At 74.2% G+C, this 14369-nt stretch carries 10 protein-coding genes; 7 read left to right on the top strand and 3 right to left on the bottom strand.

Annotation, left to right across the window (positions count from 1 at the left end):
* Positions 1-146: 146 nt before the first annotated feature.
* Positions 147-1406 carry an ABC transporter ATP-binding protein gene (locus ACOOHC_RS13200; RefSeq protein ID WP_420450872.1) on the bottom strand — a complete coding sequence of 420 codons (1260 nt, stop codon included), beginning with the start codon at positions 1404-1406 and terminating at the stop codon, positions 147-149.
* Positions 1406-2203, bottom strand: coding sequence for an ABC transporter permease (locus tag ACOOHC_RS13195; protein WP_420450871.1), 798 nt, complete (start codon positions 2201-2203; stop codon positions 1406-1408). The genes ACOOHC_RS13200 and ACOOHC_RS13195 overlap by 1 nt, the downstream gene beginning before the upstream one ends.
* A gap of 87 nt (positions 2204-2290) precedes the next feature.
* Here ACOOHC_RS13195 and ACOOHC_RS13190 point away from each other — a divergent pair, with 87 nt between their 5' ends.
* The 7 genes from ACOOHC_RS13190 (at position 2291) to ACOOHC_RS13160 (ending at position 10178) form a co-directional block, all read left to right on the top strand.
* Positions 2291-3718 (top strand): hypothetical protein, encoded by a 1428-nt coding sequence (locus tag ACOOHC_RS13190; RefSeq protein WP_420450870.1) that lies wholly within the window; start codon positions 2291-2293, stop codon positions 3716-3718.
* An 89-nt stretch (positions 3719-3807) separates the two neighbouring features.
* Positions 3808-4071, top strand: a complete 264-nt coding sequence (locus tag ACOOHC_RS13185; RefSeq protein WP_420450869.1) for a hypothetical protein — start codon at positions 3808-3810, stop codon at positions 4069-4071.
* Positions 4068-6023 (top strand): glycosyltransferase, encoded by a 1956-nt coding sequence (locus tag ACOOHC_RS13180; protein ID WP_420450868.1) that lies wholly within the window; start codon positions 4068-4070, stop codon positions 6021-6023. Before ACOOHC_RS13185 ends, ACOOHC_RS13180 begins: the two co-directional genes overlap by 4 nt.
* 10 nt (positions 6024-6033) lie before the next feature.
* Positions 6034-6345, top strand: coding sequence for a hypothetical protein (locus ACOOHC_RS13175; RefSeq protein ID WP_420450867.1), 312 nt, complete (start codon positions 6034-6036; stop codon positions 6343-6345).
* A complete protein-coding gene (locus ACOOHC_RS13170) occupies positions 6342-8153 on the top strand; it encodes a glycosyltransferase family 2 protein (protein WP_420450866.1) in 1812 nt (603 codons plus the stop codon). Before ACOOHC_RS13175 ends, ACOOHC_RS13170 begins: the two co-directional genes overlap by 4 nt.
* A gap of 19 nt (positions 8154-8172) precedes the next feature.
* Positions 8173-8499 (top strand): hypothetical protein, encoded by a 327-nt coding sequence (locus ACOOHC_RS13165; RefSeq protein WP_420450865.1) that lies wholly within the window; start codon positions 8173-8175, stop codon positions 8497-8499.
* Positions 8496-10178: a glycosyltransferase family 2 protein gene (locus tag ACOOHC_RS13160; protein ID WP_420450864.1), complete on the top strand. Its 1683-nt coding sequence runs from the start codon at positions 8496-8498 to the stop codon at positions 10176-10178. The genes ACOOHC_RS13165 and ACOOHC_RS13160 overlap by 4 nt, the downstream gene beginning before the upstream one ends.
* Positions 10179-10191: 13 nt before the next feature.
* Here the strand turns inward: ACOOHC_RS13160 and ACOOHC_RS13155 are convergent, their stop codons facing one another.
* Positions 10192-14310: a glycosyltransferase gene (locus ACOOHC_RS13155; protein WP_420450863.1), complete on the bottom strand. Its 4119-nt coding sequence runs from the start codon at positions 14308-14310 to the stop codon at positions 10192-10194.
* Positions 14311-14369: the final 59 nt, after the last annotated feature.

Raw genomic sequence — 14369 nt, 5'->3', positions numbered from 1 at the left:
CCCCGGTCACCCGACCGGGGCCCCGTCGCGTCCCCGGGCAGCGGCGGCGGTCCCGATCGTGGGTGAGGTGGCGCCGGCCCGGGCGACGGCGGCGGTGCGGGTGCGGCGGCGGGGGTGCGGTGCGATCCCAGGAGCGGCCGGCGGCGTCAGAGGTCGCGCAGATCGACGACGCTGTCGCCGGCGACGTCCCAGCGCGGGCGCAGCGTGACCACACCGCTCGTCTCGTCGGTGGTGCCGGCGAGGACGTCGAATCGGGCCGCCTCCTGGAGGTGGTCGTAGGTGTGCATCCGGCCCCACCCGGTCACCTCCGTGTGGACCACGTGCGGCCCCGCGAGCAGCGGCAGGTCGTCGACCACCACGTCGACCGTCCCCCTGCCCGTCACCATCGCCGGCATCGCGCCGTTGTCGCGGCTCGACGGGGCGGTGACCATCGGCCCGCCGAGGGTCTGCAGCCGCAGCGCGAACACGGGCCCCTCGATCGGCTTCGAGGTGTCGAAGTGGAGCCGGAAGGTCACGGTCGAGCCGTTCCGCACCCGGTCGACCGGCTCGCCGTCGACCAGGATCTCGACCCGGTCGACCCAGATCTCACCCGAACCGCGCCGGGCCGGCTCGCCCTCGGCCCTGCGGCCGGTGCCGAGCATCGTCTCGGTGTACTCGTCGATCACGTCGCCGGGCTTGCCCTCGGCGCGCACGCGCCCGTGGTCGATCCAGATCGCCCGGTCGCAGAAGTGCCGGACGTTGCCCGTGTCGTGGGTGACGAGCACGAGGGTCCGGTTCTGGTTGCGGAGGTCGACGAACTTCTCCATGCACCGCTGCTGGAACGTCACGTCGCCCACGGCGAGGATCTCGTCGATCAGCAGCAGCTCGGGGTCCACGTTGATCGCGACCGCGAACGCGAGCCGCACGTACATCCCCGACGAGTACGTCTTCACCGGGGAGTCGATGAACTGCTCGAGTCCGGAGAACTCGACGATCTCGTCGAAGCGGGCCTCGATCTCACGGCGCGCCATCCCGAGGATCGCCGCGTTGAGGAAGACGTTGTCGCGCCCCGACAGCTCGGGGTGGAAGCCGGCGCCGAGCTCGAGCAGCGCGGCCATGCGCTTGTTGACCGTGATCGATCCGGCGTTCGGCCTGAGGATCTGCGCCATGCACTTGAGCAGGGTCGACTTCCCCGAGCCGTTGTGGCCGATGATGCCGAGCGCCTCGCCGACGCGCACCCGCAGCGACACGTCGCGCAGGGCGTAGAACTCCTCGTAGCGGTTGCGTCCGCCGGTCGCGACGAACTGCTTGAGCGAGTTGGCCCGCTCCTGGTGGACGCGGAACGTCTTCGAGACGTCGTCGACCGAGAGGGCGATCTCGTCGCCGGCCGGGTCCCCCGAGGCGGTGAGGCGGGCGAGCAGCGACATCAGAGCTCCTCCGCGAAGCGCGGCGACAGGCGGCCGAAGACCCAGGCACCGAGGCCGAACACGGCGACCGAGTACACGGCGACCTGCGCCCACCGCTCGATGCTCGGCCAGTGCCCGTCGTAGAGGATCTCCTGCGAGGCGCGCACGAAGCTGCCGGTCGGCCCCCAGTTGGAGATCGCACGCAGCCAGGCGAACTGGATCTCCTGGACGCTGTAGATGATCGGGCTGGCGTAGAAGAGCAGCTGGGCCACGATCCCCCACAGGTAGTTGATGTCGTGGAAGAACACGTTCGCCGCCGACAGCATGAGCGACACGCCGACGGTGAACAAGATGACGAAGACCAGCAGGACCAGCATCGGTGCGAGCCAGGGCAGCACCATGTGCCCGGCGATCAGGAACACGACCGTCAGCACGGCCAGCTCGATCAGCAGCGTGATCAGCTGGGCGAGCACGATCGACAGCACGAGGTGCTCGTGGGGGAACGCGACCTTCTTGATCAGGCTGGCGCCGCCCTGGACCGACCCGATCGACGCGGTGACCGAGATCGAGAAGAACTGGAACGGGAGCAGCCCCGCCAGGAAGTAGAGCGGGAAGTTGTCGAGCCCGCTCGGGTCGCCGACCGGAGGGGGGCGGTTGAACACGTACAGGAAGATGACCGAGAAGATCACCATCTGGCTGACGGGGTTCAGCAGGCTCCAGACCCACCCGAGGACCGACTTGCGGTACCGGGTCCGCAGCTCCTTCATCGACAGGAGGTAGAGGAGGTTGCGGTGCGCGACCGCCGTCCTGAGCGACATGCGACCCACGACGCTAGTGGGGGCGCCCAGGTCCTCCACGTGACCCGGTGGGGCGCCGTGCACCGGTGCCGGCGCTACGTTGCGTCGGTGGTCGGTGACGAGGCGGACGGCGCGCACGGCGCCGGCGGGGACGCCACCGGGCGACGGGCCGCACCGGACCCGGACGCCGTGTCGGACCCGGACGCGCCGCCGGGGACCGCGCCCGACGGGGCGGCCGCGTGGGAGCGCATCGACTGGATCGCCTGCGCGGTGATCGTGGCCGCGGCGTTCGTCCTCGTCGGGCTGCACGCCCGGGCGTACCCGACGCTCTCGCCGATCGACGAGCTCCAGCACATCGACTACGTGTTCGAGGCGGGCCGGTTCGAGGTCCCCCGGATCAACGACCGCGTCGGTGACGAGGCGATGCGCGAGGCGGCGTGCCGCAGCGTCGACTCGCCGAACTACGTGGGGCCCCCGTGCGGGCTCGACGCGTACCTCCCCGACGAGTTCCAGGAGCGCGGGGTCAACACCGCCGCCACCCAGTTCCCGCCGTACTACACGGCGACCGGCCTGATCTCGCGGGCGGTCGCCGCGACCGGGGTCGTCGACAGCCAGGTCACCGCGGCGCGCATGGTCGGTGCGCTGTGGGCGGGGGCGGCGTGGTCCGTGATCTGGTACGTGCTCGCCGTGCTGGGCATCCCCCGTCCCAACCGGGCGATCGTCGTCGCGCTGCTGATGGCGACGCCGCTCACCCTGTTCCACGCCGCGACCGTGAACGCCGACGCGATCCTCCTGCTCACCGGCGCCGTCGTGACGCTCGCGACCGTGCAGTTCGAGCGCCGGCGACTGAACGGGTGGCTCGTGCTGCTCGTGTACGGCGCGACGTTCTTCGTCGAGGCGACGAACGTCCTCGTGGTCGCGGCGTGCGGCACCTACCTGCTGGCGCGGGTGACGTTCGGGTCCGGCGCCTGGACCCTCCGGCGCGCTCTGCCCGTCCTCGTCCTGCCGGCGATCCTGGTGCTGAGGTTGCGGATCGCGCGCCCCCTCCACCGCGCCCTGTTCCCTCCGTCGCCGCGCGAGGTCACCGCACCGATGTTCACCGAGCGCCGCGTCGACGGCGTCGACTGGGATCGGGTGCTGCAGCAGATCGACGCCACGTTCACACCGGTCGCGCGCGCCTACAACCCGCCGTTCCTGCGATCGCAGATCACCTACGCCCTGATCGGGCTGACCAACTGGCTGCTGATCGCGACGATGTTCGTCACCGCCGTCGGCCTCGTCGCCCACCGTCGGACCGTCTGGGCGGCGCGGGTGACGATGGTGGCGCTGCTGGCCGCCGGGCCGTTCTACACCTTCTCGTTCGCCTACTTCAGCGGTTCCGACTTCCCCGCGCCCGGGCGCTTCGGCCTGCCGCTGATCGCGCTGATCGCGGTCGCTGCCTCGGCCGCGCTCGACACCCGCCCGGCGCGCCTCGTCGCCGGCACCCTCGCCGCGATCTCGATGGCGTACACCGTCTGGCTCCTGCTCACCCCGTGATCGGTGCCCGACCGGTGCGGCGCATCGGGGTGCCCGACGACGGGTGCGCACCGGTCGGCGACGTCGGACCGGTGGTTAGGGTTCGGGCGATGGAGCACGAGCGGTCGGGCACGATCGAGGAGCGGCTCGACGACCTCGAGGAGGAGTCGAGGGCGCGGCACGCCGAGCTGCGCGCCGTCCTCGACTCGATCCCCCCGGCGGTGTCGCGTCGAGCGCTCGTCGCGTCGGCCGTGCGCGACCTGCGCGAGACGCCGCGTCGGTGGCGCCTCCCGGTCGTCGCCGTCCGTCGCCTGGCCGAGGGGCTCGGGCGCCGAGCGCGACGAGCGACGTCGTCGGCCACCGACCGTCGATGAGCGAGCCCGGTGTCGGCGTCGCCCGGCTCCGCCCGGTCGAGGTGTTCGTCTCCCCCAACGGCAACGCGTTCATGCGCGACATCGCCGACTGGCTGGTCGAGGCGGCGGCGCTGACCGGCCGGCAGGCCCGGATCGTCGACGATCGCCTCCCCGGGGCGGGCGGCACCACCGACCTGGTCGTCGCGCCCCACGAGTTCTACGCGCTGCGCGACGACGTCGAACCCGCCCGGCGCGCCGCGGCGCGTCGCAGCATCCCCATCTGCACCGAGCAGCCCGGCACCACGTGGTTCGAGGCCACGGTCCACCTGTGCGCCGGAAGCCCGCTGGTCGTGGACATCAACGAGGTCGGTGCCGCGGCGCTCGAGCGGGAGGGGTTCGACGCGCACCGCCTGCGGTTGGGGGGCGTCCCGTCGATCGACCGGCGCCACGACGGCTCCGGCGAACGACCCGTCGACGTGGTCTTCCTCGGTGCCGCGACCGATGCCCGCGCCGCCGCGCTGTCGCGCCTGGCTCCGGTGCTGTGGCAGCGGCGCAGCGAGATCCGGCTGTTCAGCTTCGGTCGCCCGATCACCGGCGACGAGCCCGGTGTCGTGTTCGGCGCCGACAAGTACGACCTCCTCGCCCGCTCGAAGCTGCTCGTCAACCTCCATCGCGGCGACGACGGGGCCGCCGGCTACTTCGAGTGGGCGAGGATGGTCGAGTCGATGGCGAACGGGTGCGTCGTCGTCACCGAGCCCTCGATCGGCCACGAGCCGCTGGTCGCCGGCGAGCACTTCGTCGAGACCACCGTCGATCGCCTCGCCGACGACGTGGTCGCCCTGCTCGACGACCCAGACGGGCGCGCACGGATCGCGGCGCGCGCCCATCGAGCGGTGATGGTGGAGCACCCGCTCGTGGACGAGGTGGCGACGCTGCTCGCACGGATCGAGGCGATCGGGCCCACCGAGGACGTGCCCGTCGGCGTCGTCGGTCGGCTGGGCCGGTTCCGCGGCGCTCGGCGTGCATCGCGTCGCGGGCCCCCGGAACCGCTGCTCGGCGCGTTCGAGCCGCATCGGGGCCTTCGGCGCGCGGTGTACGACCAGCTCCTCGCCGAGATCGACCACGCCCGCCGGCTCGGGGAGCTGCGCTCGCAGATCGAGCACGGCACCCCCGACCACGTCGCGGAGGCGACGACACCGGCCTGGAGCTCGGCGAGCGCCGAGGTCACGGCGGTCGTGACGCTGCACGACTACGCCGACGTGGTCGTCGAGGCGCTCGACTCGCTCGCCGGCTCGCACGACGTCGAGCTCGAGGTGGTGGTGGTCGACGACGGCTCCCGCGACGGCGGACCCGAGGTCGTGCTGGACTGGATGGCCGCGCACCCCGACGTCGCGGTGCTGCTGCTGAGCCGTGCCGTCAACCGGGGGTTGACGCGGGCGCGCAACCTCGCGATCAGCCGGGCGCGCGCCGAGCTCGTGATGGTGGTCGACGCCGACAACCAGGTGTACCCGAGCTGCCTGCGCCGGCTCGCGGACGCGCTCGACCACGACCGCGACGCGGCGTTCGCCTACTCGACGCTCGAGGCGTTCGGCGCCCACCCCGGGTTGCGCAGCGCGCAGGGGTGGCACGTGCCCTGGCTGTGCGAGCGGAACCACATCGACGCGCAGGCGATGATCCGACGCGACGTGATCGATCGCCTCGGTGGGTACCGGGTCGACGACGCCACGTACGGCTGGGAGGACTGGGACCTGTGGCTGCGGATCGCCGCGGAGGGCGGCCACGGGGTGCACGTCCCCGAGATGCTCGGCCGCTACCGCACGCAGCCGGGCTCGATGCACTCCCTGACGAACCTGGCCGCAGCCGACCTCCGCGCCGACCTGATCGCACGCCACCCGGATCTCCCCTGGCCCGAGCGCACCGCGACGGGACCGCCCGGCGCCGCGTCGCACCACCGCTCGACGAGCGGCGCGTAGCGTGCGGGAGATGACGGCGGTGCCTCCCGAGGTGAGCGATCTGAGCCGCGCCGAGCTCGTCGCGGAGGTCCGGCGACTGCGCGGGCTCGTGGGCCCGTCGGAGCGGTCCTACGCGGCACGCGTCGACGAGGTGCGCCATGCGTCGGACGCGGTGCGCGCCGCCGAGGCGGCGAACGGCGAGCTGCGCGGCGAGATGGCGCGGATGGAGAGCGACCTCGGACGGCTGCGTGCGAGCCAGGGTCGGATCCACCGGCTGATCGTGCACCGCCTCCGAACCCTCGTCCGCGTGGGGCGATCGGCGGTCGGCCGCCTGCGGTCGTGACCGTCGCGACCGATCGAGCGCGTCGGCGCCCGGTGGTGCTCAGCGTCATCACGCCGGTCGGCGATGCGCCCCCCGCCCAGCTCGCCGACTGCCTCCGCTCGATCGCGTCGCAGCGGCTCCGCCGGCGGCACGGGGCCGTCGAGCACCTCGTGGTCGTCGACTCCTCGCTCGACGACGCCCGGCACGAGATCGTCGCGTCCGCGGCCCGGGCGGGCTCGATCACGTCGGTGCGGACCGCGCACCGCGCGACCTCGGCGGCGGGCCTCGACGCCGCCGTCGAGCGCGCATCGGGGAGCCACGTGGCGATCGTGCGCGACGGCGACGTCGTGGCACCCGGCGCGCTCGCGATCCTCCTCGACGGCATCGACGACCCCGGGCGGGTCGGCGGGCGCGAGTGCGGCCCGAGCGCGGACGACCCGGTCGACGTCGTGTACGCCGACCACGCCTGGCTCGACGGTGGGGCCGGTCGCCGCCACGACGCCGCCCCCCGGGTCGATCCGTCCCTCGATCGGGTGCGGCCCGAGCTGGTCGCACGCAAGCCGGCGTGGTCTCCCGAGCGCCTCCGGACGCACGACTACGTCGTGGCGCCGGTGCTCCTGCGCCGTTCGCTGCTCGCCGAGATCGGCGGCCTGCGTGGCGACCTCGACGGAGCGCTCGGCCACGACCTGCTGCTGCGGGCGGGGGAGGTGGCGCGCCGCATCGTCCACGTCCCCCACGTCGCGCTGCACCGCCGCTCGCCGGTGCCCGCGCCCCTCGCGTCGACGCGCGAGACGGCAGCGGCGGTCGGGGAGCACCTCGAGCGCATCGGCCTCGCGAGGTGCCGGCCCGAGCCGCCGGTGAGCGTCGTCATCCCGACCAACGGGTCGACGGGGGAGGTGTGGGGCGTCGAGCGGTGCTTCGTCGTCGAGTGCGTGCGCAGCATGCTCGAGCGCTCCACCCACCGCGAGCTCGAGTTCGTCGTGGTCGTCGACGCCTCGACGCCCGCCCCCGTCATCCGGGTGCTGCGCGACCTGGCGACCGAGCGGCTCACCCTCGTGCCCTTCGACCGGCCGTTCAACTTCTCGGAGAAGATCGACGCCGGGGTGGCGGCGGCGAGCGCGGACCTGCTCCTGCTGCTCAACGACGACACCGAGCTCGTCGACCCCGACGGCGTCGGTCGACTCGTGGCCACCGTGCTCGGCCCGGCGGAGGGCGCGCAGGGACGCTGGGGCGACGTCGGCATCGCCGGCGCCCGCCTGCTCCACGACGACGGCACGCTCCAGCACGGGGGCGTGGTGCTCGACGGCCACGCCGACCACGTGTGCCGGGGGTGGCCCGGTGACACCCCCGGCCCGGCCCCGACGTACCCGCTGGCCGGAGCGCACGAAGCGAGCGCGGTGACCGCGGCCGCCGCGCTGGTGCGCCGCGACGTGTACGTCGAGGTCGGCGGGATGGAGACGGCGCTGCCGCTGAACTTCAACGACGTCGACCTCTGCGCGAAGGTGCGTGAGCGGGGTCACCGCATCGTGTACCGGAGCGACGCCACCTGGTACCACTTCGAGAGCCGGACCCGGGTGCCCGTGGTGCTCGACCGGGAGACGGCGTTCGTCTACGAGCGCTGGGGGCCGACGCTGCGTCGAGATCCCTACTACCACCCCGCGCTGATCCCGGCGCGCTTCGACTGGAGCGAGGCGGACCACGACGTGGCGCCCGCGCCGTTCGAGCCCGCGGTGCTGGCCGACGCCGTCGCGCGCAACCTCGCCGCCCTGCGCGCACGCGCCCGGCGCGGGCTCCGGTGTGCGCCGTCGGGGGTCCGAGCCGACCGGTGAGCGTCGATATGCTCCCGCCGTGGACGACCGCCAGGCCGAGCTCGAGCGGCTGAGGGCGCTGGTGGGCCCGTCGGAGCCCTCCTACGAGGCGCTGCGGCGAGACCGCGACGAGTCGATGCGCGTCGCGCGCCAGGCGCTCGCCGAGGTCGGGGCCCTGCGGGGCGACATCGTCGACCTGCGGGTGCAGGTGTCGCGCGCCCGCCAGGACCAGGAGTACCGACAGGTCGCCGCGGCGATGAACCCCGTCCAGCGCGCCGCGTACCGCGCTCGCCGTCGCTGGGCGACGTCGGTGAGGCCGCGGCTCGCGATCCTGGTGCGCCGCGCGAGACGGGTGCTGGCGCGTTGAGCCCACGCTTCAGCGTGATCACCGCGGTGTTCGACCCCGAGCCCGACCACCTCCGTGAGTGCGTCGCCTCGGTCGACGCCCAGCTCCGTCGGGCCGACGTGGCCGCCGGCGGGGTCGAGCACGTGCTCGTCGACGACGGGTCGCGCCGTGCCGACGTGCGCGCCGTCCTCGACGACCTCGAGCGGTCGAGCCGCCGGCGCGGCGGGGCCGTCCGCCGCGTGATCCGGCGGCAGCGCAACGGCGGGATCGTCGCGGCGTCGAACGACGCGCTCGCCGCGGCGAGCGGTGAGTTCGTCGTCCTGCTCGACCACGACGACGTCCTCCACGCCGACGCGCTCGCGAGCGTCGCCGCCGCGCTCGACGCCGACCCGGGATGCGACGTCGCGTACAGCGACCACGACCTCCTGCGCCCGGACGGACGTCGGGCGTTCCCGCTGTACAAGCCCGACTTCTCGCTCGAGCGACTCCGGTGCCACAACTACATCACCCACCTCGTCGTCGCCCGGCGCTCGCTCGTCGAGGACGTCGGCGGGTTCACCCCCGGGATGGACGGCGCCCAGGACCACGACCTGATGCTCCGCCTGGCCGAGGTCGCCGCCCCCTTCCACCACGTGCCCGAGGTGCTGCTGCACTGGCGCCAGGCGCCGACGAGCTCGGCGCTCGACAGCGCGAACAAGCCCGCGGCGATCGACGCCGAGGTGCGCGCGGTCGGCGCCCACCTCGCACGCTGCGGGATCGAGGCCGATGTCCGGGCCACCGAGCTCCCCGGGATCGTGCGCTCGGAGCACGCCGTCGTGGGGCGCCCGACCGTGTCGGTCGTCATCCCGACGCGCGGGTCCCGGGGGCGGGTGTGGGGAGCCGAGCGGATCTTCGTCCACGAGGCGGTGGCGTCGATCGTCGCCGACCCCGACGATCGCGTCGAGGTCGAGTTCGTCGTCGTCCTCGACTCGGGCACCGAGCCGGTCGTCGAGCGCGGGCTGCGCACGATCGCCGGCGACGCGCTGCACGTCGTCGACCACGACCGGCCGTTCAACTTCGCCGAGAAGATCAACCGCGGCGTCGAGGCCGCGAGCGGCGAGTTCGTGCTGCTGCTCAACGACGACACCGAGCTGATCGACGCCGGCAGCGTCTCGGAGATGGTCGGTCTCGCCCAGCAGCGCGATGTCGGCGTGGTCGGTGCCCGGCTCCTGTTCGAGGACGGGACGCTGCAGCACGGCGGGCACACGTACCACGGCACCCTCACCCACGTGATGCTCGGCTGGGACGGGGCGCACCCCGGTCCCTACGGGCTGCTGCGGGTGGTGCGCGAGTGCGCCGGGGCGACCGCCGCGGCGTGCCTGATGCGCACCGAGGTGTTCCACGAGGTCGGTGCGATGAGCACCGAGTTCGCGCGCAACTACAACGACGTCGACCTGTCGATGGCGGTCCGCGCCGCCGGGTACCGCATCCTGTGGACGCCGTGGGCGAGCTGGTACCACTTCGAGAGCCGCAGCTTCACCCACCCGATCGACCCGGCCGAGACCGCGCTGATCGAGCAGCGGTGGGGGCCCGAGCTGTACGTGGACCCGTACGCGAACCCGAACCTGACCCCGGGGCGCAACGACTGGCTCGAGCTGCCCCTGCGCTCGGGGGCCCCGGCCTACGAGAACCTCCCCGACGGCCGCCGGTCCTGGGGCTGAGCGCCGGGCCGGATCAGCGTGCGGTGCGTCGCCGCACGGCGCGGCGCGCCCGCCGGGCGTGGGCGGCCAGGCGCTCCTCGATCGGCGCGACGAGCAGCGGGTCGTCGGGGCCGAGACGCCAGCAGCGGAACGCCACGGTGACCTCCACCGAGCGCACGTGCGCCCCGAGGTCGGCGTCGACCGGCAGGACGAGGTGCCCGCCGTCGCGGCGCACGAACCGTCGATCGCCGACGCGCCGGGCACCCACCCACACGATGCCGTCGTCTGCGAGGTCGTCGATGCTCACCGGCGGCGGGTCGAACTCGAGGTCGGTTCCGAGGCTCAGGGCGAGCTCGGCGACCTCGACGATGGCGGGGTGGTCCCCGACGTCGACCCGCACGGCGCGCAGGGAGTCGACCTCGGCGTCGAGGTGGATCACCGACCACCCGCCGGGGAGGGGGAACACCACCCGAGCGCACTGGGCGGCGGGCGGGTCGGAGCCGATCGAGAAGGCGGACACGCTCGCCACCCCGTTCTCGCCGATCGGGCACAGGTCCTCGAGGGCGACGCCGGCGACGTGGGCGCCGAGCTGCGCCGCCATCGTCGGGTTGTGCTGCGCGGCCAGCCCGGCGATCCACTTGCGGCCGGTCGGGTCGAGCGACGTCGCGTCGCGCGCGGTCGAGTAGCGGACACGGGTGGCGAGATCGCCGCCGGCGATCGTGCGGTGGTCCGTGCCGGCCACGTCGTCGTGCGGCCAGGATCCGAGCACCGATGCCATCGTGGGGTCGGGCGTCGACACCACCTCGGCCAGCGCCTCCGCGAACGCAGCGCGCAGCCCCGCATCGGACCAGCGGGGGTCGTCGAGGCCGCCCGGGGACCCGTCGACCAGGCGCCCCACGACCGACCGCATCGCTCCCTGCGCGGTGGTCAGCGAGCGCGGGACCGGGTCGTGGTCGACGGGCCGCGTGACCGGGTCGCCCTCGGCGGAGACGTCGATCAGGGTGCCCGTGGCCGGGGTCATGATCCGCTCGACGGTGTCGGCGTGGTGGGCGACGGCGCGGCTGCGTGCGGCGGCGACGGGGTCGTCGAGCTCGCTCGGCAGGTACGACATCATCCGCGCCCCGCGCCGGACGCGCTCCTCACCGGCGCTCGACAGCGCGAAGTAGAGCCCGATCGGCTCGTCGTCGATGCCGTCCGCGCGCAGGATGCGCCCGAGGCCCTCCTGGATCGTGCCGCCCCACCCCACGTCGGCGACGACGAGGGGGCCGTCGTCGAGCACGAGGCGGTCACGCAGGTAGCGCAGCACCCGGCGGCGCAGGTCGGCGGACCCGGCCCGGATCTGCGCCCGGGTGCCGGGATCGGATGCGAGGCGTGCGCAGGCGTCGGGCAGGGCGGCCGGCTCGATCCGCTGCGCGCCGAGGACGCGACGGACGTCGTCGGGATCGCACCCGAACGCGCCCACCACGTGGTCGACGGTCAGGTCGGCGCGCCGGGCCAGGGCGGTGAGGATCTCGTCCGCGGTGCCGTCGACGACCGCGGCGCGCATCGTCACCCACCGCGACACGTGCAGCGGCGTCGCCGACGGGCCCGCCGGCGCCGTCGCTCCCATCAGCTCGGCGATCGTCGCGCCCTCCCGGAGCAGGCAGTGGACGGTCCCGGCGCCGAGGTCGGCGGCGGTGTCGGCGACCCACCGGGCGAACCCGGCCAGCGCGGGGCCGATCGCCGCGCCGTACTGGGCCGCGGCGTCGCCGTCGTCGACCACGTCGGAGACGAGCGTCGCCCGGACGGCGGCGGAGATCCCGAGATCGGCGCCCGTGCTCCGCGACCAGGCGCGCAGCGCCGCGTGCGGCATCGCCACGTGGCGCCGGTCCGATGCGACGTCGACGTGCAGCACGTGGGTGCCGAGGTCGGTGGCGGTGGCCACGTCGGCCACCTCGTTGTCACCGAGGTGCAACGTCGCGGTCGGTTCGACCCCACGTGCGGCGATCGTCCGCGCGAGCAGGCCGTGCGCCTTGCCGAGGCGGTGGTCGGCCGAGGTGACCACGTCGTCGACGAGTGCGGTGTCGACGCCGGCGGCCGCGAGGAGGCCGCGCAGCTGGTCGGCCCCGAGGTAGATGTCGCTGACCAGCACGACGGGGACGCCGTGCCGGCGCGCCAGGCGGATCAGCTCGAGCGTCTCGGGGATCGGACGGAGGTGCTCGGCTTCGACGGCCAGCTCGGCCTCGACGTGGCGCTCCACGCCCGCGTCGAGGCCCCACGGCATCCGCTCCCAGATCTCCTCGAGGGTGCACTCCGGGGCGACCACGTCGGGGTGGGACTCGATCTCGACCCGGGGATCGCCGATCCGCTCGTCGACGACGTCTCCGGCGGGCACCGAGCGGTCGACGGCGTGGAGCGACTCGGCGAGCAGCCGTCGCCGGGCGCCGCGCGACCGGTGGTCGCGCGCTCGGCGCTCGGCCTCGCGGCGCGCCGCGGCGAACATCGGGGGCGTCACCCGCTCCGGCAGCGCTCCGTCGTCGAGGAGGCGGCGCCCGAGCACGACGAACAGGTCGCTGGGCGTGGCGACCGGCCGGGTCACGACGGTGTCGAACACGTCCGACGTCACCAGCTCGATCTCGCCTCCGACGACGAGGCGGCGCGCGGTCGTCGACGGGTGGGTCACGTGGTGCACGAAGGCGGACGTGCCGGTCGTCGCGAACCGCTCCCGCCGCAGCTCGGGGCGACGTCGCGCCGCTGCGGCCAGCTCGGCGTCGAGGCGGTCCCGCGCATCGGGTCCGTCGGAGCGGACGCCGAGCAGCGACTCCACGCCAGCGGGCAGCTCGACCTCGAGCACGGCGGCCGGGTTCCAGATCGTGGCCCGACCCGACGCGGCGAGGGTGGCGCACAGCTCGGCGACCGCGACGTCGAGACCGGCGTCGGTCGCGAGGCCGCCGGCCTCGAGGTAGGTCGCGCGCTCGACGACGAGGCCCTCGGGAGCGACCGCGCTCGCCTCGCGCGCGACGAAGAACGCACCCCACGGTCCCGCCTCGTCGGGGTCCACCCCGACGAACGGATCGGCCAGGGTGTCGCCGACCGTGCGACCGACGCTGAGCACGGTCGTGCGATCCCCACCCGCCCCGTCGGAGGCGGCACGGACGACCATCGGGCCGACCACGCCGACGTCGGCGCGCACGGCGTCCGCGACGAGGGGAGCGGCCCAGCGGGTGCCGTCGCCGGCGGACCGGGGGACGAGGCACACCACGTCGGCGGTGGCGGCGCGGATCGCCGCGTCGACCTCGGCGGCCGATGCGCCCCCTCCGACCGGGATCGGCGCGACCGTCGCATCGCACGGCGCCGAGACGAGCCGGACCGAGGTGGTGGGCGCCCCCCGGTGGAGCACGGTCGTCGCCGTCGCCGAGATCCCGCGTCGGTCGAGGGCGGCCTGCGCGCAGCGCTCGACCGCGGCGGCCATCTCGGGCTTCTCCGACGCGTCGAGGGCGCTCGACCCGGCGATCGCCCGCCACGAGTAGAGGATCCGGGGGATGTGTCCGACCCCGCGGCCCGCTCGGTGCGCGCCCTCGATGACCCGCAGGTAGAAGTCGTAGTCCTGGGCGGGTTCGAACTCGGCGCGGACCCGCAGGTCCCCGATGGCCCCGCGTCGGGCGGCGACGAGGTGGGCGAGGTAGTGGTGGCCGAGGTGGCGGCGCGGGCTGTGGTCGGGTTTGTGGTACTCGGCGATCACCCGACCCTCCGCGTCGATCGTGCGCTCGTCGGAGTAGACGACGTCGTGGTCCGGGTGGCGCCCCAGGTGGTCGAGCACGGCGTAGACCGCGTCGGGGTCGATCACGTCGTCGTGGTCGCAGATCGCCACCACGTCGCCGGTCGCCGCGTCGATCCCGTCGTTGGTGGCGGCAGCGATGCCGCCGTTGACCGCTCGGGTGATCAGGCGGCGACGGGGGTCGACCGCGACCCAGGCCGCCAGCAGCTCGACGACGTCGGGGCGCGCCGAGGCGTCGTCGACGACCACGCACTCCCACCAGGGGCTCGTCTGCGCCGCGATCGCGTCCAACTGGGCGCGCAGCGCGCCCGGCGGTGGATCGTGGACCGCGAGGACGAGCGACACGACGGTGCCGGCTCCGCGCGACGGGTCCGTCCTCGTGGAGATCACCGCCATCGGCGTGGATCGTACGCTCCCGTGCACGCACCGGCGCGGCGTCGCCCGCCACCTCGGCT

Source organism: Ilumatobacter sp. (genome assembly GCF_965215205.1).
In the GTDB taxonomy this organism is placed as follows: domain Bacteria; phylum Actinomycetota; class Acidimicrobiia; order Acidimicrobiales; family Ilumatobacteraceae; genus Ilumatobacter_A.
Note: the sequence above shows the minus strand (reverse complement) of the source record. Positions and strands in the feature narration are given on the sequence as shown.

Coding starts and splice junctions, on each gene's coding strand:
- ACOOHC_RS13155 (WP_420450863.1), bottom strand. CDS start 14,310: ATGGCGGTGATCTCCACGAGGACGGACCCGTCGCGCGGAGCCGGCACC.
- ACOOHC_RS13200 (WP_420450872.1), bottom strand. CDS start 1,406: ATGTCGCTGCTCGCCCGCCTCACCGCCTCGGGGGACCCGGCCGGCGAC.
- ACOOHC_RS13180 (WP_420450868.1), top strand. CDS start 4,068: ATGAGCGAGCCCGGTGTCGGCGTCGCCCGGCTCCGCCCGGTCGAGGTG.
- ACOOHC_RS13175 (WP_420450867.1), top strand. CDS start 6,034: ATGACGGCGGTGCCTCCCGAGGTGAGCGATCTGAGCCGCGCCGAGCTC.
- ACOOHC_RS13185 (WP_420450869.1), top strand. CDS start 3,808: ATGGAGCACGAGCGGTCGGGCACGATCGAGGAGCGGCTCGACGACCTC.
- ACOOHC_RS13195 (WP_420450871.1), bottom strand. CDS start 2,203: ATGTCGCTCAGGACGGCGGTCGCGCACCGCAACCTCCTCTACCTCCTG.